The organism is Nakamurella sp. PAMC28650 (assembly GCF_014303395.1).
In the GTDB taxonomy this organism is placed as follows: Bacteria; Actinomycetota; Actinomycetes; order Mycobacteriales; family Nakamurellaceae; genus Nakamurella.
The window spans coordinates 5,328,350-5,355,183 of the sequence record NZ_CP060298.1 but is presented as its reverse complement, the minus strand read 5'-3'; the positions used below and the strand labels follow the sequence as shown (position 1 = coordinate 5,355,183).

General features: G+C 68.3%; 29 protein-coding genes, 1 tRNA gene and 3 pseudogenes. 14 read left to right on the top strand and 19 right to left on the bottom strand.

The window, feature by feature from the left end; genetic code table 11:
* A complete protein-coding gene (selB, locus tag H7F38_RS24210; protein WP_187092128.1) occupies positions 1 to 1,779 on the top strand; it encodes a selenocysteine-specific translation elongation factor in 1,779 nt (592 codons plus the stop codon).
* On the opposite strand, the gene H7F38_RS24205 is transcribed toward selB, so the two are convergent.
* From H7F38_RS24205 to H7F38_RS24195, 3 genes and pseudogenes are all read right to left on the bottom strand, one after another.
* Positions 1,769 to 2,197, bottom strand: coding sequence for a rhodanese-like domain-containing protein (locus tag H7F38_RS24205; protein WP_255498165.1), 429 nt, complete (start codon positions 2,195 to 2,197; stop codon positions 1,769 to 1,771). The genes selB and H7F38_RS24205 overlap by 11 nt on opposite strands.
* A gap of 1 nt (position 2,198) precedes the next feature.
* Positions 2,199 to 4,326 (bottom strand): annotated as a pseudogene (gene glgX / locus H7F38_RS26830) (glycogen debranching protein GlgX).
* A 132-nt stretch (positions 4,327 to 4,458) separates the two neighbouring features.
* Positions 4,459 to 5,682, bottom strand: coding sequence for an NAD(P)/FAD-dependent oxidoreductase (locus H7F38_RS24195; protein ID WP_187092127.1), 1,224 nt, complete (start codon positions 5,680 to 5,682; stop codon positions 4,459 to 4,461).
* Positions 5,683 to 5,747: 65 nt separating this feature from the next.
* Between H7F38_RS24195 and H7F38_RS24190 the strand changes: the two genes are divergently transcribed.
* A complete protein-coding gene (locus tag H7F38_RS24190) occupies positions 5,748 to 6,389 on the top strand; it encodes an HAD-IA family hydrolase (RefSeq protein ID WP_187092126.1) in 642 nt (213 codons plus the stop codon).
* A 24-nt stretch (positions 6,390 to 6,413) separates the two neighbouring features.
* On the opposite strand, the gene H7F38_RS24185 is transcribed toward H7F38_RS24190, so the two are convergent.
* Genes H7F38_RS24185 through H7F38_RS24165 form a run of 5 tightly spaced genes read right to left on the bottom strand, consistent with a single transcriptional unit; the run spans position 6,414 to position 10,755 of the window.
* Positions 6,414 to 7,016, bottom strand: a complete 603-nt coding sequence (locus tag H7F38_RS24185) for an energy-coupling factor transporter transmembrane protein EcfT (protein WP_187092125.1) — start codon at positions 7,014 to 7,016, stop codon at positions 6,414 to 6,416.
* 10 nt (positions 7,017 to 7,026) lie between these two features.
* Entirely contained in the window at positions 7,027 to 7,707 is a 681-nt protein-coding gene (locus tag H7F38_RS24180) for an energy-coupling factor ABC transporter ATP-binding protein (protein ID WP_187092124.1), read from the bottom strand.
* A gap of 30 nt (positions 7,708 to 7,737) precedes the next feature.
* The gene (locus H7F38_RS24175; protein WP_187094954.1) at positions 7,738 to 8,916 is read right to left on the bottom strand and encodes a thiolase family protein; all 1,179 of its coding nucleotides are present in this window, start codon (positions 8,914 to 8,916) and stop codon (positions 7,738 to 7,740) included.
* Positions 8,917 to 8,918: 2 nt separating this feature from the next.
* Positions 8,919 to 10,139 carry a class I adenylate-forming enzyme family protein gene (locus H7F38_RS24170; protein WP_187092123.1) on the bottom strand — a complete coding sequence of 407 codons (1,221 nt, stop codon included), beginning with the start codon at positions 10,137 to 10,139 and terminating at the stop codon, positions 8,919 to 8,921.
* A gap of 7 nt (positions 10,140 to 10,146) precedes the next feature.
* Positions 10,147 to 10,755, bottom strand: coding sequence for a biotin transporter BioY (locus H7F38_RS24165; RefSeq protein WP_187092122.1), 609 nt, complete (start codon positions 10,753 to 10,755; stop codon positions 10,147 to 10,149).
* A 106-nt stretch (positions 10,756 to 10,861) separates the two neighbouring features.
* Here H7F38_RS24165 and H7F38_RS24160 point away from each other — a divergent pair, with 106 nt between their 5' ends.
* Entirely contained in the window at positions 10,862 to 11,707 is an 846-nt protein-coding gene (locus H7F38_RS24160; RefSeq protein ID WP_187092121.1) for an alpha/beta fold hydrolase, read from the top strand.
* A 40-nt stretch (positions 11,708 to 11,747) separates the two neighbouring features.
* Here H7F38_RS24160 and H7F38_RS24155 read toward each other — a convergent pair whose 3' ends face one another.
* A complete protein-coding gene (locus H7F38_RS24155) occupies positions 11,748 to 12,413 on the bottom strand; it encodes a histidine phosphatase family protein (RefSeq protein ID WP_187092120.1) in 666 nt (221 codons plus the stop codon).
* Between the two features lie 127 nt (positions 12,414 to 12,540).
* On the opposite strand from H7F38_RS24155, the gene H7F38_RS24150 reads away from it, so the two are divergent.
* Positions 12,541 to 13,038, top strand: a complete 498-nt coding sequence (locus tag H7F38_RS24150; protein WP_187092119.1) for a molybdenum cofactor biosynthesis protein B — start codon at positions 12,541 to 12,543, stop codon at positions 13,036 to 13,038.
* A 3-nt stretch (positions 13,039 to 13,041) separates the two neighbouring features.
* Positions 13,042 to 13,272 carry a hypothetical protein gene (locus tag H7F38_RS24145; RefSeq protein ID WP_187094998.1) on the top strand — a complete coding sequence of 77 codons (231 nt, stop codon included), beginning with the start codon at positions 13,042 to 13,044 and terminating at the stop codon, positions 13,270 to 13,272.
* Positions 13,273 to 13,294: 22 nt separating this feature from the next.
* Here the strand turns inward: H7F38_RS24145 and mscL are convergent, their stop codons facing one another.
* From mscL to H7F38_RS24125, 4 genes are all read right to left on the bottom strand, one after another.
* Complete coding sequence (gene mscL / locus H7F38_RS24140; RefSeq protein ID WP_187092118.1) at positions 13,295 to 13,690, bottom strand: large conductance mechanosensitive channel protein MscL; 396 nt, start codon at positions 13,688 to 13,690, stop codon at positions 13,295 to 13,297.
* 137 nt (positions 13,691 to 13,827) lie between these two features.
* Complete coding sequence (locus H7F38_RS24135) at positions 13,828 to 14,493, bottom strand: SAF domain-containing protein (RefSeq protein ID WP_187092117.1); 666 nt, start codon at positions 14,491 to 14,493, stop codon at positions 13,828 to 13,830.
* Positions 14,494 to 14,625: 132 nt separating this feature from the next.
* A complete protein-coding gene (locus H7F38_RS24130) occupies positions 14,626 to 15,099 on the bottom strand; it encodes an FmdB family zinc ribbon protein (protein ID WP_187092116.1) in 474 nt (157 codons plus the stop codon).
* Between the two features lie 155 nt (positions 15,100 to 15,254).
* Entirely contained in the window at positions 15,255 to 15,851 is a 597-nt protein-coding gene (locus H7F38_RS24125; protein ID WP_222618302.1) for a 5-formyltetrahydrofolate cyclo-ligase, read from the bottom strand.
* A 224-nt stretch (positions 15,852 to 16,075) separates the two neighbouring features.
* Here H7F38_RS24125 and glp point away from each other — a divergent pair, with 224 nt between their 5' ends.
* From glp to H7F38_RS26200, 7 genes are all read left to right on the top strand, one after another.
* A complete protein-coding gene (gene glp, locus H7F38_RS24120) occupies positions 16,076 to 17,299 on the top strand; it encodes a gephyrin-like molybdotransferase Glp (RefSeq protein WP_187092115.1) in 1,224 nt (407 codons plus the stop codon).
* A gap of 69 nt (positions 17,300 to 17,368) precedes the next feature.
* The gene (locus H7F38_RS24115; protein WP_255498162.1) at positions 17,369 to 17,983 is read left to right on the top strand and encodes a GNAT family N-acetyltransferase; all 615 of its coding nucleotides are present in this window, start codon (positions 17,369 to 17,371) and stop codon (positions 17,981 to 17,983) included.
* A 178-nt stretch (positions 17,984 to 18,161) separates the two neighbouring features.
* Positions 18,162 to 19,313, top strand: coding sequence for a gephyrin-like molybdotransferase receptor GlpR (glpR, locus tag H7F38_RS24110; RefSeq protein ID WP_187094997.1), 1,152 nt, complete (start codon positions 18,162 to 18,164; stop codon positions 19,311 to 19,313).
* 49 nt (positions 19,314 to 19,362) lie between these two features.
* Positions 19,363 to 19,899, top strand: a complete 537-nt coding sequence (locus H7F38_RS24105) for a 2-phosphosulfolactate phosphatase (protein WP_222618300.1) — start codon at positions 19,363 to 19,365, stop codon at positions 19,897 to 19,899.
* 15 nt (positions 19,900 to 19,914) lie between these two features.
* A complete protein-coding gene (locus H7F38_RS25735) occupies positions 19,915 to 20,142 on the top strand; it encodes a hypothetical protein (RefSeq protein WP_222618299.1) in 228 nt (75 codons plus the stop codon).
* A 90-nt stretch (positions 20,143 to 20,232) separates the two neighbouring features.
* Positions 20,233 to 20,308: transfer RNA gene (locus H7F38_RS24100), tRNA-Ala, on the top strand.
* 274 nt (positions 20,309 to 20,582) lie between these two features.
* Complete coding sequence (locus H7F38_RS26200; protein WP_255498161.1) at positions 20,583 to 21,272, top strand: hypothetical protein; 690 nt, start codon at positions 20,583 to 20,585, stop codon at positions 21,270 to 21,272.
* On the opposite strand, the pseudogene H7F38_RS26825 reads toward H7F38_RS26200, so the two are convergent.
* From H7F38_RS26825 to H7F38_RS24075, 4 genes and pseudogenes are all read right to left on the bottom strand, one after another.
* Positions 21,192 to 21,962 (bottom strand): annotated as a pseudogene (locus H7F38_RS26825) (recombinase family protein); the annotation flags it as partial. The gene H7F38_RS26200 and the pseudogene H7F38_RS26825 sit on opposite strands and share 81 nt — an antisense overlap.
* Complete coding sequence (locus H7F38_RS24085; RefSeq protein WP_187092113.1) at positions 21,959 to 22,531, bottom strand: ImmA/IrrE family metallo-endopeptidase; 573 nt, start codon at positions 22,529 to 22,531, stop codon at positions 21,959 to 21,961. The gene H7F38_RS24085 and the pseudogene H7F38_RS26825, both read right to left, overlap by 4 nt.
* Positions 22,509 to 22,883, bottom strand: coding sequence for a helix-turn-helix domain-containing protein (locus H7F38_RS24080; protein ID WP_255498452.1), 375 nt, complete (start codon positions 22,881 to 22,883; stop codon positions 22,509 to 22,511). The genes H7F38_RS24085 and H7F38_RS24080 overlap by 23 nt, the downstream gene beginning before the upstream one ends.
* A gap of 200 nt (positions 22,884 to 23,083) precedes the next feature.
* Positions 23,084 to 24,328 (bottom strand): ISL3 family transposase, encoded by a 1,245-nt coding sequence (locus tag H7F38_RS24075; RefSeq protein ID WP_187092111.1) that lies wholly within the window; start codon positions 24,326 to 24,328, stop codon positions 23,084 to 23,086.
* Positions 24,329 to 24,542: 214 nt separating this feature from the next.
* Between H7F38_RS24075 and H7F38_RS26820 the strand changes: the two genes are divergently transcribed.
* The gene (locus H7F38_RS26820) at positions 24,543 to 24,776 is read left to right on the top strand and encodes an integrase core domain-containing protein (RefSeq protein ID WP_370531355.1); all 234 of its coding nucleotides are present in this window, start codon (positions 24,543 to 24,545) and stop codon (positions 24,774 to 24,776) included.
* 302 nt (positions 24,777 to 25,078) lie between these two features.
* Here the strand turns inward: H7F38_RS26820 and H7F38_RS24065 are convergent, their stop codons facing one another.
* Positions 25,079 to 25,348: a hypothetical protein gene (locus H7F38_RS24065; RefSeq protein ID WP_187092109.1), complete on the bottom strand. Its 270-nt coding sequence runs from the start codon at positions 25,346 to 25,348 to the stop codon at positions 25,079 to 25,081.
* 40 nt (positions 25,349 to 25,388) lie between these two features.
* Complete coding sequence (locus tag H7F38_RS24060) at positions 25,389 to 25,703, bottom strand: hypothetical protein (RefSeq protein WP_187092108.1); 315 nt, start codon at positions 25,701 to 25,703, stop codon at positions 25,389 to 25,391.
* Positions 25,704 to 26,124: 421 nt separating this feature from the next.
* On the opposite strand from H7F38_RS24060, the pseudogene H7F38_RS24055 reads away from it, so the two are divergent.
* Positions 26,125 to 26,757: pseudogene (locus H7F38_RS24055) on the top strand (IS21 family transposase); the annotation flags it as partial.
* Between the last annotated feature and the right edge of the window lie 77 nt (positions 26,758 to 26,834).

Sequence of the window (26,834 nt, the reverse complement as noted above, 5' to 3'; positions counted from 1 at the left end):
ATGTTCGTGATCGCCACGGCCGGCCACGTCGACCACGGGAAGTCGACCTTGGTGCGGGCGCTGACCGGAATGGAACCGGACCGGTGGGCCGAAGAACGTGCCCGCGGCATGACGATCGACCTCGGCTACGCCTGGACCACGTTGCCGCAGGGGCCGACCCTGGCCTTCGTCGACGTCCCGGGGCACGAACGATTCATCGGCAACATGCTGGCCGGCCTCGGCCCGGCACCGGCGGTGATGATGGTGGTCAGCGCCGACGAGGGTTGGCGCGCGCAGAGCGCGGAACATCTGGCCGCGATCGACGCGCTGGGTCTGCAGCACGGGGTACTGGCCGTCACCCGGTCCGACCTCGCCGATCCGGCAGCTGCGACAGCACAGGCGCTGCATCACATCGACGGGAGCACCCTTCGAGACGTCCGTGCGGTGGCCGTCTCCGGGATCACCGGGCTCGGGCTGCCCGCGTTGCGGCAGGCTCTGGCCGAACTCGTCGACCGGTTGCCGGCCCCGACGGTCGACGGGCGGGTGCGTCTCTGGGTCGACCGGGCGTTCACCATCAGAGGCAGTGGCACGGTGGTCACCGGGACGCTGGGCTCGGGCTCGCTCGAAGTCGGTGACACGTTGATGCTGCGTGATCGACCGGTGCGCATCAGGGGTCTGCAGAGCCTGGGTCGTCCGCAGCACCGGGTGCAGGCGGTGGCCAGGGTGGCGATCAACCTCAGAGGTGTGACGCCCCACGAGATCCGGCGAGGTGATCCGCTGATCACCCCGGACGCCTGGGCGAGCACGAATCTGGTGGAGGCCCGGATCCGGACGGAGGTCGACGCCCTCCCGGCCGAGGCGGTCCTGCACCTGGGCGCCGGCGCCTTCCCCGTGCACGTCCGGCCGATGGGCGCGGGCGTCGTCCGATTGACGCTGCCGGTCGCCCTCCCGCTGCAACCAGGGGATCGCGGCATCCTGCGCAACCCGGGTCTCGGGCGGCTCGAGGGCGGAGTCGAGATCCTCGACGTCGCACCACCCCTGCTGCAGCGGCGAGGAGCCGCCGGGCGGCGGGCCGCGCAGCTGTCCGCCGCAGATCAGGCGCAGGGGGTGGGCGAGCAGGTGGAGCGGCGAGGCGCCGTGCCGGTCGCCGAGATGGCCCGTCTGGGGGTCGACATCCAAGACCCAGCCGACGTTCTCCGGGTGGGTGACTGGTTGGTGTCCCCGTCGACCTGGCGTCGGTGGGCGTCGGATCTGACCGCTGCAGTCCAGCGCAATGATCTCGCCCACCCGCTGCAGCCCGGCCTCTCCCTGCCGAACGCCCGGCGGGCGGTCGACCTTCCCGATGGTTCCATGCTGAGAGAATTGGCGATCGCCGCGGGGCTGGAAATCGTCGGTCCGCGAGTGCAGCGGCCAGGTGCTGCGCCCTCGCTCGGGCCGGCCGAACGCGGCGTCAAGGAAATCGAGAAGACTTTGCTCGCCTCACCTTTCGCCGCCCCGGAGCGTCCGGATCTGGACCGGCTCGGCCTCGGCCGGGCGCAACTGGCGGCGGCCGAGAAGATCGGCCGGATCCTACGGCTCGGCGACGAGGTCGTCGTGCTGCCCGATGCTCCGGCCCGCGCGGTCGGACTCCTGGCCGCGCTGCCCCAGCCGTTCACCACCAGTCAGGCCAGGGCCGCGATGAGCACCACCAGACGCGTGGCCATCCCGCTGCTGGAGCATCTGGACCGGATCGGATGGACCAGGCAGCTGCAGCCGGGGCTGAGGACGCTGACGCCCTCGGCCCCGACCGTCAGCGTCTGACGTCCGCCGGCTGCCAGGTCACCGGAAGCCGCTGCTCCAGCCAACTCTCCACCCCACCGATCATGTCGGTAGCGCGGTGCAGTCCGATGGCCCTGAGCCCGGCGGCCGCCAACGAGGAGCTGTACCCCTGACGGCAGATGACGATGATCAGGGCGTCCTGATCGGCCTCCGGGATCCGGTCGGGGCTCGCCGGGTCCAGCCGCCACTCCAGTACGGTCCGGTCGATCACCAGCGCCCCGGACAGGTTGCCCTGCTCCGCGCGCTCCACGTAGGTGCGGGTGTCGATCACCAGGGCGCCGTCGGCCAGCGCGTCGAGCACCTCCCGGGGGGTCAGCCGCTGGAGCGATTCCCGTGCGCGGGCCAACGCACCGGCGATGCCGTCGCCGGTGCGCAGGAGACCCGTCGGGGAAGAGGCCACGTCAGCTCGCCACGCCGCGCAGCACCGCGACGGAACGGGCGGCCATCGGGAATTTCTCGCCGGTCCGCTCGGTACGGGCGTCGGCGTCCGACGCCTCGCCCAGGGCCGTGTAGATCTCCAGGACCCACTCGTCGCTGACCCCGATGTCGGGCAGCACGAAGTCGATCGGCTCGTAGTGGGCGTTGAACAGGACGAAGAACGAGTCGTCGACGATGTGCTCGCCGCGGTCGTCAGGCTCACGGATGGCCGCCCCGTTGAGGAAGACGGCGACCGATTTGATGTGGGCGGTGTCCCAGTCCTCGTCGCTCATCCAGTCGCCGCCCGGGGTGAACCAGCCGATGTCGCTCAGGCCGTCCGCCTTGAGCCCTCTGCCCCGGAAGTGCCTGCGCCGCTGGAAGATCGGGTGGGCATGACGAAGGGCGCCGAGGCGCTCCACGAAACTGGTCAGCTCGGTGAAGCCCTCGGCGCGACTCCAGTCGATCCAGGCCAGTTCGTTGTTCTGGGCGTAGACGTTGTTGTTGCCCTGCTGGGTGCGGCCCAGTTCGTCGCCGTGCAGGAGCATCGGGACGCCCTGGGACAGGAACAGGGTGGTGAGCATGTTGCGCTTCTGCTGCTCCCGCAGGGCGTTGACCTCGGGATCGTCGGTCTCGCCCTCGGCGCCGCAGTTCCACGACGAGTTGTTGCTCTCGCCGTCGTTGCCACCCTCGCCGTTGGCGTCGTTGTGCTTCTCGTTGTAGGACACCAGGTCGTGCATGGTGAACCCGTCATGGGCGGTGACGAAGTTGATCGAGGCGTAGGGGCGTCGCCCGTCCTGCTCGTAGAGATCCGCAGACCCGGTGAAACGGGAGGCGAACTCGCCGAGAGTGGCTTCCTCGCCGCGCCAGAAGTCGCGCACCGTGTCGCGGAACTTGCCGTTCCACTCCGTCCACAACGGCGGGAACCCGCCGACGTTGTAACCGTTCTCGCCGATGTCCCACGGTTCGGCGATGAGCTTGACCTGGCTGACGATCGGGTCCTGCTGGACCAGGTCGAAGAAGGCGGAGAGCCGGTCCACCTCGTGGAACTGGCGGGCCAGCGAACTGGCCAGGTCGAACCGGAAACCGTCGACATGCATGTCGGTCACCCAGTACCGCAGCGAATCCATGATCATGCTGCAGCACGTGGGGGTGCTTCATCAGCAGCGTGTTGCCGGTTCCGGTGGTGTCGTAGTAGTGACCGGCGTCGCCGTCCACCAGCCGGTAGTAAGCGGCATTGTCGATGCCGCGGAAGGAGAGCGTCGGGCCCAGCTGGTTGCCCTCGGCCGTGTGGTTGTAGACGACGTCCAGGATCACCTCCAGGCCCGCTTCGTGCAGCGCCTTGACGGTGGCCTTGAACTCCTGGACCTGCTGGCCGTTCTGGCCCTGCGAGCAGTAGTCGTTGTGAGGGGCGAAGAACCCGATGGTGTTGTAGCCCCAGTAGTTCCGCTGTCCGCGGTCGGCCAGGTGGCTGTCGTGCACGAACTGGTGCACTGGCATCAACTCGACGGCGGTGATGCCCAGCTTCCTGTAGTGCTCGATCATCACCGGGTGGGAGATGGCCGCGTAGGTCCCCCGGATGTCCTCGGGGATGTCAGGGTGCGTCTGGGTGAGTCCCTTGACGTGGGCCTCGTAGATGACCGTGTTCTGGTACGGCGTCCGCGGCGGCCGGTCGTTCTCCCAATCGAAGAACGGGCTGATCACCACCGACTTGCTCATGTGCGGGGCGGAGTCCTCCTCGTTCAACGAGTCCTCCTCCCCCCACGTGTAGGAGAAGCACGCCTGGGCCCAGTCGATGTCGCCCTCGATGGCTTTCGCGTAGGGGTCGAGCAGCAGCTTGCTCGGGTTGCAGCGATGGCCGTTCTCGGGCTCGTAGGGGCCGTGCACCCGGAAGCCGTAGCGCTGACCGGGACCCACGTGCGGCAGATACCCGTGCCAGACGAAGGCATCACGCTCGGTCAGGTCGTACTTCGTCTCCTGGCCGGCTTCGTCGAACAGGCAGAGTTCCACCCGGTTCGCCACCTCGGAGAAGAGCGAGAAGTTGGTCCCGGTGCCGTTGTAGGTCGCGCCGAGGGGGTAGGCCGTACCCGGCCAGACGCGGGCGGTGGCGTTCATGCGGCGACGACCGGGTCGACGAGCGAGAGGGACGCGGACGGACGACGTACTTCGGTGTTCAAGGCAGCTCCCGGCGTAAAGATTGATGACGATCCACCATCAGGAATACCCCGCGGGGACCGGGGCCAAGCATCAGCCATGGTTCGGCGGCGCCACCGGAGGCGGGGCCCCCTGCAGCAGCAGCTTGCGCCCGAGGTCCAGGTCGTCGTCCGCTTCGCTGGTCAGCACACCGACGGTGACGCCGTCGCGGGCGTACCACACCGTCAGCCCGCCGCCCTCGTGGTGCACCGGGATCGCCTCGTCGAAGCCGTCGGCCCAGGCGGCGTACTTGAGCAGGTGATGGCCGATCAGCGAGAAGAACCCCAGCGGCTCGGCCCAGTGCGCCTCGCCGCCCGCGGCGACCGTCCCGGCGACCTCGCCCATCCGCTCGGCGGCGTTCCAGTGCTCGACGGCGAGATGACGACCGGCCGCGGTGTTCATGGCCAGGGCGACGTCGCCCACGGCGAACAGCCCGGGGACGGAGGTGCGCATCTGCTCGTCGACCACGACGCGACCCTCCCGCACCTCGGCGCCGGCCTGCTCGGCCAGTTCGGTACGCAGCGTGACGCCGGTCGCATTCAGCACCAGATCGGCGGCCAGCTCGGTGCCGTCGGTCAGCCTGACGACGTGACCGGCCTCGATCTCCCGCACACCGGTGTTGTGGTGCATCCGAACGCCGGCGTCCTCCAGCCAGCCGGAGATCAGTGACGAGGCGTCAGGGCCGAGCCGCTTCTCCTGCGGTCCGGACGAGGTCGAGACCAGGGTGACGGCGATGCCGCGCACGGCCAGGGAGGCGGAGGCCTCGCATCCGATGAATCCCGAACCGATGACCACGGCGGTGGTTGCGCTCTGGGCGGCATCCCGCAGTTCCCGGGCCTCGGACAGGAATCGGAGTCCGGTGGCCGTGTCCCCGCCGGGAACGTCGAGGGGGGTCGGTGCGCTGCCGGTGGCGAGAATGCAGTGCCGGTAGGTGATCTCGCGACCTGATCGGGTGTGCAGCATTCGTTTCGCGGTATCGATCGAGGTCACCGCATCGTCGAGCAGGAGTTCGTTGTCGCCCCCGGTGTAGAAGTCCGCCGGGTCCATCGCCAGCTGGTCGGAGCCCGACTCGCCGCGCAGGAAATCCTTGGACAGGGGCGGCCGTCGATAAGGCGCCGTGTCGTCCTCGCTGATCAGGATGACCGGCCCCGGTCCGCCTGCCTTCAGGTAGGCGCTGAACGCCGAATGGCCGGCGTGTCCACCGCCGACGACGACGAGGTCGGCAACGGTCTGCTGGGTCGAGGACGGCTGGGTCGAGGACTGCTGATCAACTGACATGTTCGCTTGGTTCCCTGTGTCGGTGGTTTGAACGCCCCGGGACGGAAACTGGTATGCATCAGCTCATGACGCAACGAGTCGCCGAGGCGATCCTGTTCGACCTGGACGGTACCCTCGTCGATTCTGCAGCGAGCGTGGAGCGGAACTGGCGGCGCCTGGCCGCGGAGATCGGCCGTCCCTACGCGGAGATCGAGCCGTTCATCCACGGTATTCCCGGCAAGCAGGCACTGCGCATGATCGACCCGGACATGTCCGACGACGTGGTGGAGGAACTGAACGAGATGATGGTCGTCGGCGAGTCCACCGACACCCAGGACTGCATCCCGCTGCCCGGTGCCCTCACTGCGCTGGACGTCCTGCCGACTACGCGCTGGGCGATCGTGACGAGCGGGAGCCGCCGTCTGGCGACGGCCCGGATCGCCGCGGCGGGGCTGCCGATGCCGCGGTTCCTGATCACCGCAGACGATGTCCTGCAGGGCAAACCCGATCCCGCGCCGTATCTACTGGCGGCGTCCAGGGTCGGCCGTGAGCCGGGTCGGTGCCTGGTGTTCGAGGACGCCCCGGCCGGGGTCGCCTCGGCCCGGTCGGCCGGGATTCCGGTGATCGGGCTGCTCACCACCCATCGCGGGCTCGGCGTGACCTCGATCGCGAACCTCTCGCAGGTCGAGTTCTCGGCGGACCGGCGCGGCGTCATCGTCACCTATTGAGTCAGCGTCGGTCCCGGGTCACCGTCAGTCGTCGATCCCGCGGGCGATCAGCGCGTCTCCCATGGCGTCCGCCGACCGGAGAGCTCTGACCACCACCGGCACGACCAGGGCGACCACCGAGAATCCCAGGCCCCTGGCCTTGCGTGCCTGCGAGACCTCGTCCACGATGCCGGCGACCAGCGGAATGCAGCGGATCGTCATGGCCAGGACGAGTCCGACCCGGTCGGCGTCCAGCCCCCACCTCGTGAACGGGCGGAGCAGGCGCTGGCAGACGTCGAGGATCTCCGTCACCCGGGTGGTGAGGGTGACCAGGGTGGCGATGGCCATCGAGATCAGCAGACCACCGCAGACGACCACGGCTGCCTGCCAACCGCTCAGAACCACCTGTAGGACGGCGACGATCAGCAGCAACCATCGCAGCGGCCACAGCTGACGCAGCACGACGCGCGCCGGAATCCCGGCCCTCACGTAGACCGCGGCCACGATCGCCGCGGCCACACCGATCTCCCAGGGACGGTGCAGAGCCACCAGGCCGATGATCCCGGCGAACATCGCGAACAGCTTCCAGCCGGCCGGAAGACGATGCAGCACCGAGGTTCCCGGGCGGTACAGACCGATCGTCGTCATCGCGTCGTCATCATCCCAACATCGCCTCGTACCGTGCGGTGGTCTGGGCCGGCGTGCCGTCTGCGACGATCCGACCGGCCTCGACCAGCAGTACCCGGTCGAACCCGGCCAGCAGGTGCAGGTGATGGGTGACCAGGATCAGTTGCTCGTCGAGCGAGGCCAGCAGGTCCGAGACCATCCGGGCGTTGCGCAGGTCCAGCAGGGTGGTCGGCTCGTCGGCGACGACGAGGGCGGGCCGCCGGATCAGCACGGCGGCCAGCGCCAGCAACTGCTTCTGTCCGCCGGACAGGAGATGGGTCGGGTGGTCGGCGTGCGCCGTCAGATCGAAACGGGACAGCGATTCGGTGACGCGCGCGGCGATCTCGGCGCGGCTCAGTCCCGATTTGCGCAGGGAGAAGGCGACATCCTCGGCGACGGTGGGCATCACGATCTGGTTGTCGGGGTCGGTGAAGACGAAACCGACCCGCTTCCTGACCTCGCGGCCCTGCCGGATGGAGTCCAGTCCGTCGACGCTGACGTGCCCGGAGGACGGTTCGACCAGGCCGTTGATCATCCGGGCCAGGGTCGATTTGCCGGAGCCGTTGGCCCCCACGATGCCGATCCGCTGCTCGGTGAGCAGCAGGTCGACGCCCGACAGCACCACCCGGTCGCCGTACCGGTGATGAACTGCGGTGAAGCGGATCTCGCTCATCCCGCCGCTCCGGTCATCCGGCATCCCGGATCATCCTGCACCGGACGCCGGATCGCGCTCGAGCAGCATCGCGATGCCCTGGCCGCCGCCGATGGCACACGCGGCCAGGCCGAGACGGGAGCCGCCCGGGCGGGACATCCTGGCGATCAGCCGGACCAGCAGGATCGCTCCGGACGCTGCCCAGGGGTGTCCCATTCCGATCGCGCCGCCGTCGCTGCAGACCACCTCGGCGTCCAGGGCCAGCCCGTCGATGGCCGCGAGTGCCACCGCGGCGAACGCCTCGGTGATCTCCACTGCTCCGATGTCCCGGACAGCAATCCCGTGGTCGGCGATACCCCTGCCCGCCAACAGTTTGCGGACCGAGGTGGCGATCGCCAGCCCGGGCAGTGCCGGATCTCCACCGGTCACGGCCGCCCCGAGGATTCGGGTACCGGACATCCCCGCCCGGTGGGCCAGCGCGGCGGTCGTCACGCTCACCACCGCGGCCCCGTCCGAGACCCCGGAGGAATTTCCGGCCGTGACGGTACCGCCGGGCCGAAAGGCCGGCCGGAGCCGCCCGAGTCGGTGGACCGTCAGACCGGTCCGGGGCCGTTCGTCCGCGAAGATCCCGGCCACGGGGAGGATCTCCGCCGCGAAGACGCCGGACGCCACCGAAGCTGCGGCCAACGCATGGGATCGGGCGGCATAGTCGTCCTGACGCGCGCGGGAGATCCCCAGGCGCAGTGCGAGATCCTCTGCGGCGCAACCCATGTCCGGGTCGGCAAATCCTTCCGGCGCAAAAGGCGCGCGGGTGTACCTGACGGCCGGTGTTCCGTCGCTCGGCGGCCGAGTGCGCCAGACCGCGGTCGAGGCCGACTCCACCCCACCGGCCAGGACCAGTTCGGCATCGCCGGCCCTGACCCGGGAGGCGGCCTGCAGAACGGCATCGAGCCCGGACCCGCACTGGCGATCCACGGTGACCGCCGGCACGTCGACGCCCAACCCGGCGGCCAACGCGGCGACCCTGGCCACATCGCCGCCCGCCCCCATGCAGTTGCCGAGGATGACGTCGTCGACGGGCAGACCCAGGGCGGCGCACGAGGCGAAGGCCTCGGCGAGCAGAGGCGCCGCGAGGTCGGTGGTGCCGAGCTTCGAGAAGGCGTGCCCGGCGGTGCCGACCGCCGTCCGCCTCGACGTCACGATGACCGGAACGTGTCCTGGGGTCGACATCGTCAGGGGCACGGGTGCTCACGGTACCCACGGCCGCCGCAGCCGTCGAACGAGGCCGCGATCGTCTGGCGGGCGACCTTCCCGCCGTCGGTCCGGGGCAGCGCGCCGACCGTGCGCCAGCGGCGGGGGAGCGCGGCACCGGTGAGCATCGACCGGGCCGACCGTCTGACCTGCGCCAGGTCCATTCCGTCGGCCAGGACGACGACCGCCGTCACCACCTGACCCAGTCGGCGGTGGTCGGTCCCGACGACGGCCACCTCCCGCACGCCCGGCACCCCGGACAGCACTGCCTCGACATCCTCCACCAGGACGGTGTGGCCGCCGGTGGACACGGCGGATTCACCCCGGCCGCGGACGAGGATCGCGCCGTCGTCGGCGATCTCGGCCAGGTCGCCCACCGTGACGAACCCGTCCGCGGAGCGGCGGAGGTCCGGACCGGAACCGAGCCGTCCGAGGGCCAGATACGGCGATCGCGCCCACACCTCGCCGTCGGTGACCCGGACGTCGACCCCCGGAAATGCCCGCAGCGGCTGCGGTGCCACCCGCGCGGCCACGAACGACAGCTCGGCGGCGCCGTAGTACTCGACGAGACGGACCCCGAGACCGGCCGCCCGGTGCGCCAGACCTGACGGCATCAGCGCGCCGGCCACCACGGCGACCCGCAATTTCGGTGGAGCGTCCAACAGCAGGTCGGCCAGTACCGTCGGGACGGCGTGCACGGCGGTGGCGACCGACGGATCGTCGGTGAGATGCCCTCCCAGCCAAAGGGTGTGGATAGCGGCGAAGAGGTGCAACGTCGAGTGCAGCGGGCCGGTGAGGAGCACCGTGTCGGTCCGGGTGAGGCCCGTCAGCGCGGCCAGCGGCTCGAACGAGGTCGACCACGAAGCCGCCGTCCGGGCGACCAGACGCGGGCGCCCGGAGGTGCCGGACGTCATCACCACCAGGAAGGTCCCCGGGCTCAGGGCAGGCAATGGCGGCAGCTCGGTGTCCGGAGCGCGGACCAGGACCGGCACCCCGCGGACCGCTGCGGCGAAGATCGTCGCCATGGTGTCGACGACGTCGAGTCCGGCCAGGTCGATCGGTCCGGCCCCCGGCGGTGCGGATGACGCGACGGTGTCGATGGATGACGCGAGGTCCTGCAGGTTCCGGTAGGTCAGCGTGCGGCCACCGACACTGATCGCCGGCCGGCCCCCTTCGGCGCCGAGCGTGAAACCCCCGGCCACGGGCCCTTCAGCCAACAGAGCCGGTGCGCTGCGCGACCGGACGCGGTGCACGAGTCCTGATCAGCCCCGGGTAGGAGCGGTGGACCTGCTTCGCGACCAGCGCGGTGATGACCACCTTGACCGCATCACCCGGCAGGAAGGCCAGGTTCGCGTGGGTGGCGGCGGCCAGCGACAGGTGCAACTTGAGCGCCAGCACCGGGATTCCGATGCAGTAGATGACGACCATGCCCCCGGCGGCCGTCACCAGGATGCCGAGCCACAGGCGGTACCGCGGCAGGATCCAACCGGTCAGCAGCCCGATCAGTGCGACTCCCGGCAGCCAGCCCCAGAGGAAACCCGTCGAGACCGAGGACAGGAACCAGTGCGGGCCGCCACGGCCCCCGGCCAGCAGCGGCAGCCCGGCGAACGTCAGAACCTCGAAGGTCAGCACGGCCAGGAAACCCTTGCGAGCACCCAGGATCGCCCCGGCCAGCATCACCCCGAGGGTCTGCAAGGTGATCGGCACGCCCTCGGCGAACGGGAGGTTGATCGTGCCAGGGAGCCCGAAAGCCGCGATCAGTGCGGCGAAGATGGCGATCTGGGCAAGGTCACGAGCGGTACTCCGGCGGCTGGCCACGATGCACTCCTAGGGATCGTCCGGCCCGGGCGACTGCCTGATCGGGCCGGCTGGGCACGTGCCCGGGTGAGCAGAGGATACCCAGGGCTGGGGCACGATGTTGTCCATGAGCGTCCCGTCCCCCGAGATCGTCTCGCTGGAGGTCCCCGGATACCAGGACGTGCCGATCGCCGTCCGGATCCGGCCCGGTGACGCGGCGGTCCCGGTACTGCTGGTGCACGGCTTCGGCTCCAACGGCAGAGCCAACTGGTCGGCGACCGGGTGGTTGGACAACCTGGAGCGGGCCGGGCTGACGAGCGTCACCGTCGATCTGCGTGGTCACGGACTGTCGGGCAGACCTCACGAGCCGGAGGCCTACCGACTTCCCATCCTGGTGGCCGACCTGCGTTGCGCGATCGGTGCCCTGGCCGAGGTACTCGGCCCGGTACCCCGGATCGATCTCGTCGGGTATTCGATGGGTGGACGGATGGTGGCCGAGCTGATCGCGACGGCGACGGGCTCGGGCCTGGGGGCTGACCTGCGGGCCTGGGGCCCGCAACTCCCGTCCGTGCGGCGGGCCGTGATCGGCGGTTACGACGGCCGGCCCCTGTTCGAAGGGCTGGTACCGGCCGAGTTCGCCGCTGCACTGGCCGGTGCCCCTGGACCGGACACGCACAGTCGGCGGATCGCCGCGATCGCGACGGCCACCCGTGGGAACGACCTGGCGGCGATGTCCGCGCTGGTCATCGGTCTCGGGCAGGCTTCGACGGCGCTGCCGCCCTGGGCCGTCGCCGCGCCGACGCTGGTGGTGGCCGGGGATCGCGATGCGATCACCGACGGCACCAGGACGTGGGCCGCCGGTCTGCCCGACGGACGGCACCTGGAACTGCACGGGCGCAACCACATCAGTGCGATCACCTCGTCGGTGTTCCGGTCCGCGGCGACCGAGTTCCTGACGGCGGCGGACGTCTGACCCCGTTGCTTCCAGGTATCGACTTCTTCCAGGTGTCCCACTACTTCCAGGTGTCGAACGGCCGGTCCAGGGTCCACTTCGGTCCGAGGCCGAGGATGCCGCCGCCGGTCGCGCTGCCGTTCGTGTTCTGCCGGGTCAGGACCCGGTAGTCGCCGTTGGCCGGGTTCGAGAGCGCCTCGAATTCGGCGACCGTCCACCCCATCAGCGCCATGCAGGCCAGTCGCATCGCCAACCCGTGGGTGACCAGCAGGACAGTCCGGCCGTGCTCGCGGGCCGCATCGGCCCAGGGCGAGGTCAGCCCCGTCAGGAAGCCGGTCAGCCGGTCGTAGACGTCGGCCCCGGACTCGCCGGATGCCAGCCGGTAGAAGAAGTGGCCGAAGGCATCCCGTTCCCGCCGCTGCCGGACCTGGGTGGACGGGTCCTGCAAATTGCCCCAGTCCTGTTCGCGCAGGCGGGGTTCCTCCCGGATCCGGCGCACCCTGGCACCGAGCTCCAGATGTTCCAGGGTCTGCCAGGTGCGCCGGTAGGGGCTGACGAACACGTCGATACTCTGGTCTCCCAACAGTTCCCGGAGCCGGGCTCCGGTCGCCTGCGACTGCCGGACCCCGTTCGGGGTGAGATCCATCGTGTGGTCGGGGATGCGGCAGAAGGCGGACTCGTCGACGTTGCCGACGGATTCGCCGTGCCGGATCAGGATCAGGCGCATGGATTCGATCCTGCCTCACCCCCGGGTGCCCGGACGCGGGCGCACCGCTGGTGGCGACGATGGCTACTCTCCTTGCGAACAGGTTCGTCCTCGGCTCGGGGACGGCTTCGCAACGGGAGGTCCCAGCATGCCCACCATCACGCCCCACGCCGGCCGAGCGCTCATCGTCTCGATCACCGATCAGCTCGTGCACGGTGAGGGTGACAACGGGGCCGGCGCGCTGGTCACGGAACTGCTGACCGAAGCCGGTTTCGTCGTCGATGGTTCGGTCGCGGTGCCCTCCGATGCGGTGGACATCCGCAATGCGCTGAATACCGCGGTGATCGGGGGCGTCGACCTGGTGGTGACCGTCGGCGGAACCGGAATCTCGCCCCGGGACGTCACTCCCGACGTCACCGGTGAGGTGCTGGACCGCGAACTGCCAGGCATCGCGCAGGCCCTGCGCTGGTCCGGGATGGCCGCCGGGGTCGTCGATGCCGTCGTCTCGCGCGGCCTGGTCGGTGTGTCCGGCTCGACGATGGTGGCCAACGTCGCCGGCTCACGTCAGGCCATCCGGGACGGACTGGCCACGCTGATCCCGCTCGCCGTGCACGTGATCGGGGAGCTCTCCGACCCGGAGATCTGACCCGTGACAGGCTCTGAATCGATCGATGTGCCGGACGACCCCGCTCCGGAGGTCAGCCGGTCCGGGGACGCGGGTCCCGCAGTCGAGCGGGCGGTGCCCGACCGCAGACTGCTGGACGAGATCTTCGGGGATGTGTTGCCGGACACCACCAATGACGAACGTGACGCCGGCTCCGGCAGTGGCTCGTACAGCGAGCAGTGGTACCGGGAGAACCGGCCGCCCCACCACGGTTGACCCGGCTGACGGCCCGTGCGGGTCAGACCTGGCGCTGGGTCTTCAGCAGATCGCGGATCTCGACCAGCAGTTCCAGTTCGGTCGGATCGGCGGCGACCTGCACCTCGCCGCGCTTGCGCCGCTCGGAGATCTTGTTCATCGGAACGACGAAGACGAAGTACACGACGGCCGCGGTGATGACGAAGGTGATGGCCGCCGTGATCACGGCCCCGAAGTCGATCAGCGTCGCCGAGTTGCCGGTGACCAGGTAGAAGGCCAGACCGTTGGCGCTGTGGCCGCCGAAAGCCGCGATGATGGGCTGGATGATCGACTTCGTGAACGCGGCCACCAGCGCAGTGAACGCCGTGCCGATGACGACCGCGATGGCCAGTTCGACGATGTTGCCGCGGAGGATGAAGTCCTTGAAGCCTTTGAGCACGGAATCTCCCTGACTGTGGGCGCCTGCCCGGCACCGGATGGCGCAGAACTGCTCCTGCTGGACGCGGCGGACACTACCCTGCGGTGATCAGCCGGAGAAGGACCGATGCACCGGTTTCGCCCGTGCTGCAACGCGCTTCATGCGGTTGCGAACCGGAGGGCCACCGTTCCGACGACTCCGGCCGCGGTGATCCGGTCGGCCGTGGCGGTCGGGACGGCGAGCACCACCAGGCGGGTGGTGCGATCCTTCGACGCGGGCGGGATGGTCAGCACGACCGCGTCCGGAGCCAGCAGGGTGGCTTGCCCGTTCTGGGCGACGGCCAGCACCGCGACGTGGACGCCCGGGGTCAGCAGGTCGACGGTGCCGGGATCGGCGGGCCGTACCGGGACGGCGACCCGGCCGGGGCCGGGATCCGGCCGCCCGGAGGTGACCAGCCGCAGGTCGGTGAGGATCTCCCCCCTCCGCACCGGGGACGACAGGACCCGGCCGACCGCTTGAGCCGCGGTGCGCAGGGCGCCGTCCGGGATCGCGTTCAGCGAGACGACGACCAGATCCGACGGCCCGATGGTGGCGCCCGTCGGGAGGTCGCGGCTGACGGCCAGCACCCTCGTCCCGGGCGGCTGTACCGGATCGCCGATGAGCGCGAGGAGACCGGCGGTGATCAGCAGCAGCGCGGCCAGGGCGCGGCGGAAGTTCCGGGAGCAACGCCCACCGCGTCGTCGCCCGAGGGCAGCGGTGGCCAGTCGGTCCGGCCAGCGCGGCTGGAGGTCGGCGGCCCGGTCGACCCTGCGCGTGGCATCCATCCGCACGACGCTAGGCGGCCGGTTCCAGGTGCGCACACCGGAAGGCCCGGATGTGGATGAACCGGGGTATGGGGACAACCTCGGCGGCTGCCGGGACCGGGGACGCCCCTCGCGAGGAGCCGCCCGCCGGACCTATTTGGACTTGGCCGGTGCCGTCGACTTGGCGGTCTTGGAACTGGACGATCCGTTGCCCGACGAGCCGTTGGAACCCGAGCCGTTGGAACTCGAGCTGCTGGAACTCGAGCTGCCGGAGCCGGAACCCGAGCTGGAACTGCCGGAACCGTTGGAAGCGGAGGAGGAAGTCGAGGAAGAGCCGGAGTCGCCGGATTTCGCCGTCGAGCCGGCCGACTCCTTGGCCGGGGTCTTGCCGGAATCGGTGGAGGCCGAGGATTCGGACTTGTCACCGCCGCTGACTGCGCTGACGGCCCCCGCCCGCGAGTCGGTGCGGTAGAAACCGCTGCCCTTGAAGACGACGCCGACCGATCCGTAGACCTTGCGCAGCTTGCCGCCGCAGACCGGACAGACCGTCAGCGATGCGTCGGAGAAGGCCTGGACCTGCTCGAAGCGGTTGTCGCACTCGGTACAGGCGTATTGGTACGTGGGCACGCATTCCTCCGACGGTCACCCCGTGGCGCACGGCTCGCGAGGTACTGACTGTGCATCTGTCTGTGGGTGTTGATGGCGCTGGTTGGCACTCTACCGCTGAGACTGCCAGTTCGATGATGCTCCGACAGGGCAGGGCGGTGCAAACGACCCCCTCGTCAACTGCGAAAACGGTGGATTCCACCGGTGGGCTGAACCGCTGACGTGACGGCTCGGTCGTGCGCGCCGGTAGGCACGACGTCCAGAAGTTCGCCGTCGAACAGGACGGCTACCAGCTCACGGTCACGATGGTGGTCCGAGAGCAGGGCCAGCGTCCGGTCGTAGTGGCCGCCGCCCCGGCCCAGGCGTGCGCCCGTCCGATCCACGGCCAGAGCCGGCACCAGGACGGCATCGGCCGACGACGCCGCGCCGGGTCCGAGCCTTGGTCCGACAGGTTCGGCGATGCCGAATGCTCCGGGGGCGGACGGTGACGGGTAGGAGCACCAGTCCAGCGGGGCATCTGGCGCGATGACCGGCACCAGCACGGCGCAGCCCGCCGCGACCAGATGGTCCAGCAGGTCGGTGCGCAGCGGCTCGCTGTCCAGCGGGAGGTAACCGCAGACGGTGCGGGCGCCGGCCAGCAAAGTGCGCAGATGTGCGGCATTCGCGCGGGCGGCGGCCGCACGGTCGGCGCCAGAGCGCTGCCGTCGGGCGGCGATGAGCGTCGCGCGCAACCGGTCCTTCGCCGGCGCCGGATCCGGGATCGGCTGGTTCACCCGTTCAATCTAGGGCGAGCACGGCAGAACGAGGACCGAGCCGGCAGGACCCGCCCGGTGGTGTCTGCGGCCCGCCGCAGCAGCGAGACAGTAGCGTTACCGGACATGACCCCGGATCCGCCGACGACGCCGCACGCCAGGGCCTGCCCGACCGCCGCTGGACCCACCGCGGCTCCACCGATCGCCGCTCCACCGACTGCCGCTCCACGGAATCGGGAGATGTGATGCGTTCGGTCACGGAACAACTCGACCTGGTGCTGGCCGCCGCGTTGACCCCACCGCCGGTGCGGGTGGCCATCTCGGAGGCCCAGGGCCTGCTGTGCGCCGAGGAGGTCGTCGCCTCGGCGGCCCTTCCGGCCTTCGACCAGGCGGCCGTCGACGGGTACGCAGTCCGCTCAGTCGACGTCCACGGAGCGTCGCCCGTCAACCCGATCGCCCTGCCGGTCGTCGGCGAGATCGATGCCGGTACCCGCACCGCCTCCCGCCTGCAGCCGCACCAGTGCGTCTACGTCGCCACCGGCGCCCCGCTGCCGACGATCGCCGACGCGGTGGTGCCGCGGTCGGCCACCGAGCGTGCCGGGGCCAGGGTCAACGTGACCAGGTCGGTCACGTCGGGCCAGTACGTCCGCCGCACGGGTGAGGACGTCCAGCCGGGTGACGTCGCGGTCCGTTCGGGAGCGTTCATCGGGTCCGCCCAGGTGGGTCTGCTCGCTGCGGTCGGGCGCGACAAGGTACTGGTGCACCCGAAACCGCGCCTGTCGATCATCTCGGTCGGCGACGAGTTGGTCGACGTCTCGCGTTCTCCGGGACCCGGCCAGGTCTACGACGTCAACTCGTTCGCCCTGGCCGCGGCGGCCCGCGACGCCGGCGCCGAGGTCAATCGCGTCGGTATCGCGCCGCGCGATCCGCGGAAGCTGCGGGAACTCGTCGAGGCCCGGCTGCTGGTCTCCGAATGCGTGGTGATCTCCGGTGCGGCCGGTGGTCACAGCGCCGAGCTGGTCGTCGAGGCGCTGTCCGATCTGGGGGAGCTCGACCTCACCCGGGTCGCCATGCAGCCCGGTTCTGCCCAGGGTTTCGGGCGGCTCGGACCGGATTCCGTCCCGACGTTCCTGCTGCCCATCAACCCGGTCTCGGCTTTGGTCGTGTTCGAGGTGATGGTCCGCCCGGTGCTGCGCGTCATGCTGGGTCGGCGGAACCCCTACCGTCGCACGGTGACCGCCCGCACCCTGGAACCGATCAGTTCTCCCGTCGGCCGGCGCCAGTTCCTGCGTGGCCAGCTGATGCGTGACGAGGACGACGAATATCTGGTCCACGTGTTGGGCGGCGGAGGCACCCACCTGCTGGCCTCGCTGGCGGAGGCCAACTGCCTGGTGCTGATCGACGAGGAGGCGACCGACATCCCGGTCGGTACCTCGGTTTCCGTTTCCTTTCTCGCGCAACGCGCGTGAGTCCCGGTGATGGCTGACGGGTGGCCGCCCGGCGGTCGGCACCCCGGGTGGCCGACCAGGCTCGGTCCGGTGTCGATCAGGGCGGGCTCGGTGGAACTGCGACCGCTCCGCCGGTCGGATGGCGATCGCTGGCAGCGCATCCGCATCCGTGACGAGAGCGGGATCGCGCCATGGGATGCCACCAGCAGTCTTTCCTGGGCGGACCGGCACAACCGCGCCCAATGGCACTCGCACCGCTCGCTGCTGATCTCCGCGGCCCGCCGCGGCGAAGTGTTGCCGTTCGTGATCACGCTCGGCGGCGAATTCGTCGGGCAGATCACCATCGGCGGAATCCAGAGGGGCGCACTGCGTTCGGCCTGGGTCGGCTACTGGGTGGACTCGACGAAGCAGGGACGCGGCGTGGCCACCACTGCGCTCGCGCTGGCCGTCGGTCACGCGCTCGGACCGGTCGGACTGCACCGGGTGGAGGCCACCATCGCGCCCGAGAACGTTTCCAGCCAGCGGGTTGTCGCTCATCTCGGATTCCGGCAGGAGGGCCTGCTGCAGCGCTATCTCGATATCAACGGCGCGTGGCGAGATCACCTGCTGTTCGCGATGACCAGGGAAGAAGTGCCCGGCGGGACGGCAGAGTTGTTGCTGCGCGTCTCGCCTCGGCTCGGCCCGGACGGGTTTCCCCTGCGCTGACCCCAGCACGCTCGAGTCCCGATCTCGAGTCTGGATGCAGGCTTGACCGGCCAGTCGGGTGATTGCCGCGGGCGTGTCCTCCGGGTTTGGGCGGGGATCGGTCGCTAGCGTGAGCGCAAGGTCAGCCGGCGCGTTCGTCGATCCGGTTGCCGCACCCGATTTGTGAGAGGAGGCCGTGATGTCCATACCCACGTCGCTGATCTTCGTGGTCCTCGTCGCTGCCTGGCTCACGGTGCTGGTACCGATGGTCGCTCGTCGCCGCGAGGCGGTCCCGGAGGTCGAGGTCGACAGTGGAACGTTCCGCGTTCTGCGCCGTGCGTCCGCGTCGATCCGGCGCCGGCCGAAGTTCGGTCGCCGCGACGACCTGGACGACGCCGAGTACGCCGAAGATCCGCATTCGCCGGAAGAGCTCGATGCCACCGGAGCTCTCACCGACGAGGAATTGGACGAGGAACTGCTCGACAACGAGGATGACGACCTGTCGGACGAGGAGTTCGAGGAGACCCGGTACGAAGAAGTGCGGTACGAAGAAGTGCGGTACGAGGAGACCCGTTACGAGGAGGTCGACGACGTCCGGTACGAGCCGGCCGAATCCGAGCCGGCGCCCCTGCAGGCCGGCGGAGGCCGCTCGAAGGGCGCGCTGCCGTGGCGTCGGTCCCGGCCCGAGGTGTTCGCCGAGGCCGAGACCTCCGGTCCCGATTCCGGAGTCGATGACATCCCGGTCCACCAGGCGCCGGTGCGCGAGGCCGAGTACGCCTACGCTGCGCCGCGTTCGGAAGAGTTCGAGGGCCAGAGCGTGCGCGCTCGGCGCGATCCGCTGGAAGGTGTCGACGAGGCCCAGTTGCGGCCTGTCCCGCGCCGGCACGGCCGCGGCGGATACGACCCGGACGCGGCCGAACTGGCCAGGGCCTATCGTTACTCCCGCCGCCGCCGGGTCACCGTCATTCTCCTGTTGGCCACCATCGCCTCCTCGGTCGCGGCGTATCTGTTCCAGCCGGTGTTGTGGAGCGGGACCGTCGTTTTCGGCCTGCTACTGGTCGCCTACCTGGGCTACCTCCGTCGTCAGGTGCGGATCGAGAACGACATCCAGCAGCGACGCCTGACCCGATTGCGTCGTGCCCGCCAGATCCGTCCGGAATACCACCTCGATCAGGTGGAGGAGCCGGTCACCGGGAGCGGATTCGGACGACGGGATCTCGTGGCCTCGCAGGTTCCGCCGTCCGGTTACCGACGCGGCCGCGAGATCGTGGATCTCGAGGACGACGATCCGTCGTTCGACGATCTGGACTACTACCAGCCCATCCAATACCGACGCGCCTCCGGACAGTGATCCCGGGCGGCCCACCGCCTGAGCCGGTCGAGACGACCAGGGAGAGCCCATGACGCCGCCTGATCGGGAGCACCATCGGCAGTCCGCCTGGGCCATCCGATTCGACTGGGGTCTGCCCGGCTCGGTGGCCATTGCGCAGGGCGCGGCTGCGGTCGTCGTGGTCGACGTTTTGTCGTTCACCACCACCTTGTCCGTCGCCGTCGACGAAGGCGTGGAGGTCTTCCCCTTCCGCTTCCGTGACGCGTCGGCAGCTGCCTTCGCCGCCACCCGGGGTGCCGTGCTGGCCATCGGGCGCAAAGAGGCCGGGACGTCAGGGGTGAGCCTGTCCCCGCTGTCCGTCCAGGACGCAGCCCGGACCGGCGCACTGGCCGTCTCGCGCAAGTTGGTGCTGCCGTCTCCCAACGGCTCGACGATCTCCCGTGCCCTGGCCGAGTCCGGGTCGGTCGTGGTCGGGGCCTGCCTGCGCAACGCCAAGGCCGTGGCCAGCTGGATCACTGCCGGCGCTGTGCGCGGGCCGGTCGCGGTGGTGGCCGCAGGGGAGAGATGGCCCGGTGACCTGCTCCGCCCCGCGGTCGAAGACCTCTGAGGCGCAGGGGCCGTCGTGAATGCGCTGCTGACCGCCGGCGTCGGACCGGCCTCCCCCGAGGCGGCCGCGGCCGCGGCCGCCTACCGTGACCTCGGACGCAGCCTCGGCAAATCTCTGATCGCCTGTGCGTCCGGCCAGGAGTTGATCAGCGACGGTTTCGGCAGCGAGATCGCCCTCGCGGCCCAGGAGAACGTCTCCACCAAGGTCCCGGTGCTGGTCGGGGAGTCGTTCCGGGCAGCGTGACTCCGGTCCGACCCGTTGGCCGGGCCAGGTGTTCTGGAGAGCATCGCGGCGCTGGTATTCTTCACCCTGTTCACGGAGCGATCCGGGTTCGGGGCTGTAGCGCAGTTGGTAGCGCGCTTCGTTCGCATCGAAGAGGTCCAGGGTTCGATTCCCTGCAGCTCCACCATTTCAGCCTTACTAGAACCCTGGCCCAAGCCAAGCCGCCCTAGCCGGTCGGAAATAGTTCGTTGAACGGCACCCTTCGGGGTGCCGTTTCGCGTTGGGGGCCGGTTCGGACGCTGACGCTCGTGGACGGGTCGTCGTAGCGGGCGACGAACGAAGTCGCCGAACGGTGCGGCCAACTCGTCGGAGGTCACGCCGCCTGGGTCGACGTACATCCGCTCAAAGATGACCTGGTTGAGCTGCCGGCGGACCTTGTCGGTCGTCTGACGGTAGAGCCCTTGCGGGTCGTCGAGCAGATCGAGCGCGCTTTCGACGATCGCTGCCCCGGCGTCGAGCGGGGGCCGGGCTTCCGCGAGGTCTGCCCGTACCCGTTCGCGTTCCTCCGTGATTGCCGCCAGTCGAGCCCGAATCTTGCCCGACGCCAGGTCGCCGCTGGCGATGAAGTCGAGCATGTTCTCTTCCTGACGATCGAGCGACGCGAGCGTGGCGTTGAGGTGGTCGCGCGACAGCCGCTGAGTCGACTGTTCGTCGGTCAAGGTTCCGTTCAAAATCGTGCGGACCCGTGCAGCGAACCCGGCTGGCAGTCGCAGGGTCGCGTAGTGGTCAATCACGGCCGCTTCGACGTCTTCGACCGCCAGGTACGGCAAGTCGCATTCATGATCAGGGCGGGAGCTACACATGAAGTAGCGGTAGAGCCCGCCTCGGCCCTTCGCGTTGATGAGGATGAAGCGAGATTCGCGGCCAGCATCGTGGCATCGGCCGCACCAAACGGTGCTCTTGAGGTAATGGTGGTGCTTACGTTCGCGTTCACCGTCGCGGGCGGCCCGAGCATCGAGAACCAACTGGACCTTGTCGTACAACGTGCGGTCGATCAGCGCCTCGTGCCGGCCGGCGTACTCGTTACCTTGGTAGACGACGACACCGAGGTAGTAGCGATCCCGCAGAATCTTCGGCAGCGACTTAGATGACAGCAGCCCGGGCGCGTTCCCGACGCGGGCACGCATCCGCATGCCCCGATCAGCGAGTGTCTTTGCGATCCGGGTCATGGTGTAGTCACCCGTAGCGCATAGCTCGAAGGCCAGTTTGATGAACGGGGCACGATCGGGGTCCAGAATGACCGAGCGCACCTCATGCCCCTCGAACTGATCACGAATGTTGAGGTAGCCCACCGGAGCAAGGGTCAGGGTGCCGCCGGACTTCGCCTTTTGTCCCATCTTGTACCGGATGTCGGCCCCATCGGCCATCGACCGGTACTCGTTGAAGGCAGCGAGGATGCCGTGCATCAGCTGGCCTGCAGGCGTGGCGTCGATGTTCTCCTGCGCCGACACCAAGGTGATCTTGGAGGCGCGCATTGCCATCAGGACCTGGGCATCATCGACACGGTTGCGATTCAGTCGCGACAGGTTGTAGACGATCACGTAGTCGACGTCGCGCTCCTGCTTTAGCCGCGCCATCATCGTCTGGAAGACCGGCCGGTTGAGTACGGTTGTGGCGCTGCGCCCGGGTTCGACATACTCGTCGATCACGCTCACCCCCATCTGCTCGGCTTTGCGCGTGCAAGCGACGCGTTGAGCTGCAATCGAGATGCCGTCCGAGTCGTAGTCAGTCTGAACTTGGCTGATGGTCGAAACGCGTAGGTAGAGCACGGCAGTCTTCATGCTGCCTCCCTTTCAGCGGCCGGGACGAACCCGAGCTGCTCGAGCCGCACACGCATCGCGACCCATGAGACGTTGACCAACCGGGAGATCGAGGCTACGTCTTGGATGCCTTCCTCGAAATAGGCCCGCTTCATCCACATGCGCGGCATCAGCAAGCAGGCGGCGAAGTACTCGCAGGCCAGTTCGAGCCGGTCCTCTGCCAACTGCTTCGGTGTGTCCGGGAGCACGGTCGCTGCGAGCGGATGCCAGATTACGTGCCCCAGTTCGTGAGCCAAGCTGTACCGCTGTCGCACCTTCGCCTCGGTCGAGTCAACGAACAGCACCCAAGCTTGACCGCTCCACTGGGCGCGGCCGGATGACGGCAGGTCGGGGACATTCTTGACCACGACGCGCGGAAGTGAGGTCGCGACCTCGTCGATCGGGACGCCCGGACCATGGACATCGGCCAACTTCAGTAGCCGGGTAGCTTGTCGTTCTAGCACCTGGCGGACCTCTGAAGGCGTCAGGGCGCGCTCGGGTACGAGGTCCCGCAGTTCGGTCAACTTGCTACGTGTCTTTGTCTCCATCATGTTCTCGTTCCTCCTGTTCGCTTGTTTGGTCACGTAGTGCTTGGACGTAGCCTTCGACTTGGCCGAGGGCTTGATCGGAGAGGCCGAACTTGGCTCGGAGGTACGGGCGCAGGGACGGTAAATCAGCCGAGGCGATGTAGCCAGCGGTGGCGTAGAGCTCCTCCACGTCGATACCGAGCGCACGCGCCAACACTTGTAACTGTTTCGGTCTGGGGGCGGCGACTTCACCAGTCTCAACACGGAAGATGCTCGTTGTCGGAATGCTCGTCAGTTCGGCGAGTTCCCGCACCGTCATACCTTTTTCCGTTCGCAGGCGACGCAGCACCTGACCAAGTTTATTTTCTTCTGCCATCACAGTACCCGTCTTTTATCTGTTCCGATTATGGCAAATTAGTTCCGGCCGCGCAACGGGTAAAGCTGATGGGCGAGACGAATGAAGGCGCATATTTCTGTGGTATTAACTGAATGAATCCTTGCGGTATTACTCAAACAGTAGCCGAACACCTAAAGTGCCAACCCATTTAGGGGTCTCCTGACGTTTTCGTGGGTGGTTTAGCGTCCGGGAAGCGGCGGGCATAACCCGCCGCGGGTGAGCATTGCCATGGCTATCAACGCTTCTGGGCTGTGAAAGCCGTACGACCTGCGGGTCAAGGCCCGTAGGTGGGTGTTGGTGGCCTCGGATTGGGCGTTGCTCATGTGGTGGATCAGGGTGTTCCAGATCAGCTGCTGGAACCGCTTCAACGTTGCGGCCAGGGCGATGAAGCCGGGGAGTTGGGAGCGGCGGGCCCAGGCGATCCAGCCGGCCAGCAGTTCACGGCCGGCCTGGCCCTTGACCTGGAACACCGCGCGCAGTTGCTCCTTCAGCAGATACGCCCGATACAGATGCCGGTTGGTCTGGGCGATCGAGGCGAGGGACCCGCGTTGCTCCGGGGACAGGTCCGCCGGGTTTTTCAGCAATGCCCAGCGGCTGCCCTTCACCGACGACGCCTGCGCAGAGCTACTGTTACCCCGCAGCGTGTTCCACGTCTGACGACGGACCTTGTCCAACTCCCGGGTGGCCCACCCCACGATATGAAACGGATCCAATCCCAGCACCGCCTGCGGCGCGCGGGCCGTCACGGTGTCGTGGATCCACTGCGCCCCGTCGGCCGAGACGTGCGTCAACGCCGCCGCCCGTTCTGGGCCGAGTTGGTCGAAGAACCGACCCAGGGTGTCGCTGTTGCGGCCCGGTGCGGCCCACACCAATCTGCCGGAGTCTTGATCGACCACGCACGTCAGATACCGCTGGCCTTTGCGGTGGGAGATTTCATCGATGCCGATCCGCTGCAGCCCCGCGAGCACGTCCCGGCCGGCCAAACCGTCGGCGACGACGTGCTCGATGATTGCGCTCACGTGCCGCCACGACGTCCGCATCAACTGCGCCACCACCGACGAAGCGGTGTGCGCCGCCAACCACGCGCACTGGTCTTCAAACGCTCGGGTTGCCCGCGCGCCGGGTCGGGCCCACGGCACCGCCGCGACGACCACCCCGTGCGTCCGGCAGTTCACCCGCGGGGCCGCAGCCTGCAGGAATACCATCGTCGACCCCCAGTCCAGCGACCGCCACCGCCGGGTTCCGCCGCCCTGGTCATAGCCCGGCCGTCTACGCCGGCATCGACTGCACCTACTCCGGGCGCCCTTCGTCGCACGCACCGAAACGACCAGCACCTGCCGGTCGTCGGCCTCCTCCCACGCCACATCGCACACCTGCAGTTGCTCGACACCGAGCAGCTTTCGCCATATCGTTACACCGCGCACACCGTGCTCCTGGATAGTGACTGACCCTAGATAAGCCAGAACCTATACGCAGCCCGGTGTGTCGCCCACAACCAGGGGTCAAACCACCCACGAGAACGTCACAAGAGCCTACTATTACTGCAGGAGCCGAGTGTTGCTACCACCGGTTGAGTCTGGTCAATATACGTCCGGAATTTTCGCGGACTTCTGCGGAGCGAATGGTATCCGCCGGTCGATGGGCCGCACCGGTACGTGTTACGACAACGCCGTCGCCGAATCATTCTTCGCGACGTACAAGAAGGAACTGATCCATACGAAGCCGTGGCCGACGTTGAAACGTCTACGACGGGAAACGTTTCTGTGGATCGAAACTTACTATAACACACACCGACGCCATTCCTCAATTGGCTACTTGACACCCGTGGAATATGAGTTAGGATTTAGACATCTAAACGAGCTCGCGGCTTAACTTCGAGTCCACAAAATCGGGAACACTCCAGTGATGCTACGACGCACGAGGGCGGAAATTTGGCCGACGCCGCCATGAAGGCTCGTCTCAGGCTAGGTCTGGCCCACCTCTCCAACGACTGGAACGGTCAGTGGAACGTTGTGCGGGTTCGCACGATGGAAGCAATGCGCGTGCTGCGGACGTTGATCGTCGACTCGCTGTAGCTGCTTCCAGTGGTACAGCCCGGATGGTCGGCGGATGCCAACCATCCGGGCTCGATTGTCTCTGTTCAATTTTCAAGGATCAAGAGTGCGGCGTGTGAGTCAGAAGCTGGTGCTGCCGGATCCAAGGCCGAAGGCCTCTTCGACCAACTCGTGGGCCTGGTCGACTGCGGAGATCAGGGCGTCCAATGCTTCCTCGTCTTCGAGACTGATCACGATGCGGCCGAAGGACAGGCGGATACCGGGCGCGCCGCTCAGAGTCATGTGTCCATCGACCACGACAACCTTGTGATCGACGAACCCGCGGCAGATCATCTGGGTCATGACGTAGGTCTCGGGCAGGAGCGGGTCACTGCTACGGAAACTGCTCACGTGCGTTCTCCTATCGGGTCGGGGGTGGCGGGGCAGACAATCAGCGAGCGGACTGCAAGGTCTCCCAGGCGCGGCTGCCGTTCTTCGGCAGGGCTCCGCTGCGGGCGACATGGCGACGGACCGCTTCGGCATAGGTCCAGCGCTCGTCGTCCGCTGGTCCGAAGACCTTTGGCGCGAGCTCGTTGGCCCGGTCGATGGCCGCCGTCAGCACGATGAGCGAGGCCCGGTCTTCGAGGTAGAACAGGATGCGGCCGAAGCTGACACGAATCTGGGCTTTGCCGTCGCGAGCCGCTTGACCCGTGACGGCGGTGACGGACTGGTCGAGGGTGCCTCGGCAAAGGACCTGCGCGATCATGAGGCACTCCGGGGTCGTTGGTTCGGGGAATCGTCCTGAGGGCATGAGGGTCTCCAGTTGGTTGAGGGAGGGGATGGCATCGGGGGTGATGCGCGGTAGGGGACCGGCCAACCAGAGAGGGGGCCAAGATGGTTCGTGGTGGCCCCCGTGCCACGGCCCGCCTCACGAGCCGCCTCCGGTGAACAATCGCGGCACGTCGGACACCAGGCCGACTGCGAACATCGGCCAGACCGTGCTCGGGAGCTCCGCCAGCAGGTCTGTCCGTGGCCATGAGAAAGTCCCCGGTGGTGGCCAGGTGAGGTCCCCGGTTTTGGCCAGTTGAAAGTCCCCACCCCTTGCTCGTCGTGTCGTGTCGAGCCGTGAGGCCCTGGGCGGTGACGGTGGCGGTGCCAACCAGTCACCGCACCGCCCAGGGAGCTCCATGTTGTCAGCGAGGGAACGAATGGACATCATTTCCGCCTACCGCGAGGTCGGCACCTACCGGGGCGCAGCGCAGATCTGCGCCACCGCCCACAAGACTGTGCGGCGGGTCGTGGAACGCGCCGAGGCCGGCCAGGACCGGCCGGTGCCGGCGCCGCGGGCCCGGAACTTCGAGGCGGTGACCGAGCTGGTCGCCAAACGAATCGAAACGTCGAAGGGCCGGATCTCGGCGAAGCGGCTGCTGCCGGTGGCTCAGGCCGCCGGCTATCAGGGGTCGGCCCGGAACTTCCGGCGTCTGGTCGCAGACCAGAAAGCGTTGTGGCGCCGCAGTAATCACCGTGGTCGCCGCCCGGCGGTGTGGGAACCGGGCGCGTTCATGGTGTTCGACTGGGCTGATGTCGGCGCCGGGTTGCACCTGTTCTGCGCGGTGCTGGCCTGGTCGAGGTGGCGGTTCGTCGCCTTCGCCACCAACGAGAGGTCCTCCACCACTTTGGGTTTCCTGGCCGAAGCGCTGCAGGCCGCCGGTGGTGTCCCGGGCAAGTTGCTGACCGACCGGATGGCGTGCCTCAAAGGCGGTGTCGTGGCCAACGTCGTCATCCCCACACCGGATTTCATCCGGTTGGCCGGACACTACCCGTTGACTGAACTACTTGGTGTGTAACTGCAGCTCAAAGGCGGCGTGTCGTCGGCGAGAGGATCACCTGATGATGC

What these genes read in the sequence shown, in the direction of transcription:
- selB (WP_187092128.1), top strand. Translation starts at nt 1, where the DNA reads ATGTTCGTGATCGCCACGGCCGGCCACGTCGACCACGGGAAGTCGACC.
- H7F38_RS24195 (WP_187092127.1), bottom strand. Translation starts at nt 5,682, where the DNA reads ATGTCAGTTGATCAGCAGTCCTCGACCCAGCCGTCCTCGACCCAGCAG.
- H7F38_RS24190 (WP_187092126.1), top strand. Translation starts at nt 5,748, where the DNA reads ATGACGCAACGAGTCGCCGAGGCGATCCTGTTCGACCTGGACGGTACC.
- H7F38_RS24185 (WP_187092125.1), bottom strand. Translation starts at nt 7,016, where the DNA reads ATGACGACGATCGGTCTGTACCGCCCGGGAACCTCGGTGCTGCATCGT.
- H7F38_RS24180 (WP_187092124.1), bottom strand. Translation starts at nt 7,707, where the DNA reads ATGAGCGAGATCCGCTTCACCGCAGTTCATCACCGGTACGGCGACCGG.
- H7F38_RS24175 (WP_187094954.1), bottom strand. Translation starts at nt 8,916, where the DNA reads ATGTCGACCCCAGGACACGTTCCGGTCATCGTGACGTCGAGGCGGACG.
- H7F38_RS24160 (WP_187092121.1), top strand. Translation starts at nt 10,862, where the DNA reads ATGAGCGTCCCGTCCCCCGAGATCGTCTCGCTGGAGGTCCCCGGATAC.
- H7F38_RS24155 (WP_187092120.1), bottom strand. Translation starts at nt 12,413, where the DNA reads ATGCGCCTGATCCTGATCCGGCACGGCGAATCCGTCGGCAACGTCGAC.
- H7F38_RS24150 (WP_187092119.1), top strand. Translation starts at nt 12,541, where the DNA reads ATGCCCACCATCACGCCCCACGCCGGCCGAGCGCTCATCGTCTCGATC.
- H7F38_RS24135 (WP_187092117.1), bottom strand. Translation starts at nt 14,493, where the DNA reads ATGGATGCCACGCGCAGGGTCGACCGGGCCGCCGACCTCCAGCCGCGC.
- glp (WP_187092115.1), top strand. Translation starts at nt 16,076, where the DNA reads ATGCGTTCGGTCACGGAACAACTCGACCTGGTGCTGGCCGCCGCGTTG.
- glpR (WP_187094997.1), top strand. Translation starts at nt 18,162, where the DNA reads ATGTCCATACCCACGTCGCTGATCTTCGTGGTCCTCGTCGCTGCCTGG.
- H7F38_RS24105 (WP_222618300.1), top strand. Translation starts at nt 19,363, where the DNA reads ATGACGCCGCCTGATCGGGAGCACCATCGGCAGTCCGCCTGGGCCATC.
- H7F38_RS24085 (WP_187092113.1), bottom strand. Translation starts at nt 22,531, where the DNA reads ATGATGGAGACAAAGACACGTAGCAAGTTGACCGAACTGCGGGACCTC.
- H7F38_RS24080 (WP_255498452.1), bottom strand. Translation starts at nt 22,883, where the DNA reads ATGGCAGAAGAAAATAAACTTGGTCAGGTGCTGCGTCGCCTGCGAACG.
- H7F38_RS26820 (WP_370531355.1), top strand. Translation starts at nt 24,543, where the DNA reads ATGGGCCGCACCGGTACGTGTTACGACAACGCCGTCGCCGAATCATTC.
- H7F38_RS24060 (WP_187092108.1), bottom strand. Translation starts at nt 25,703, where the DNA reads ATGATCGCGCAGGTCCTTTGCCGAGGCACCCTCGACCAGTCCGTCACC.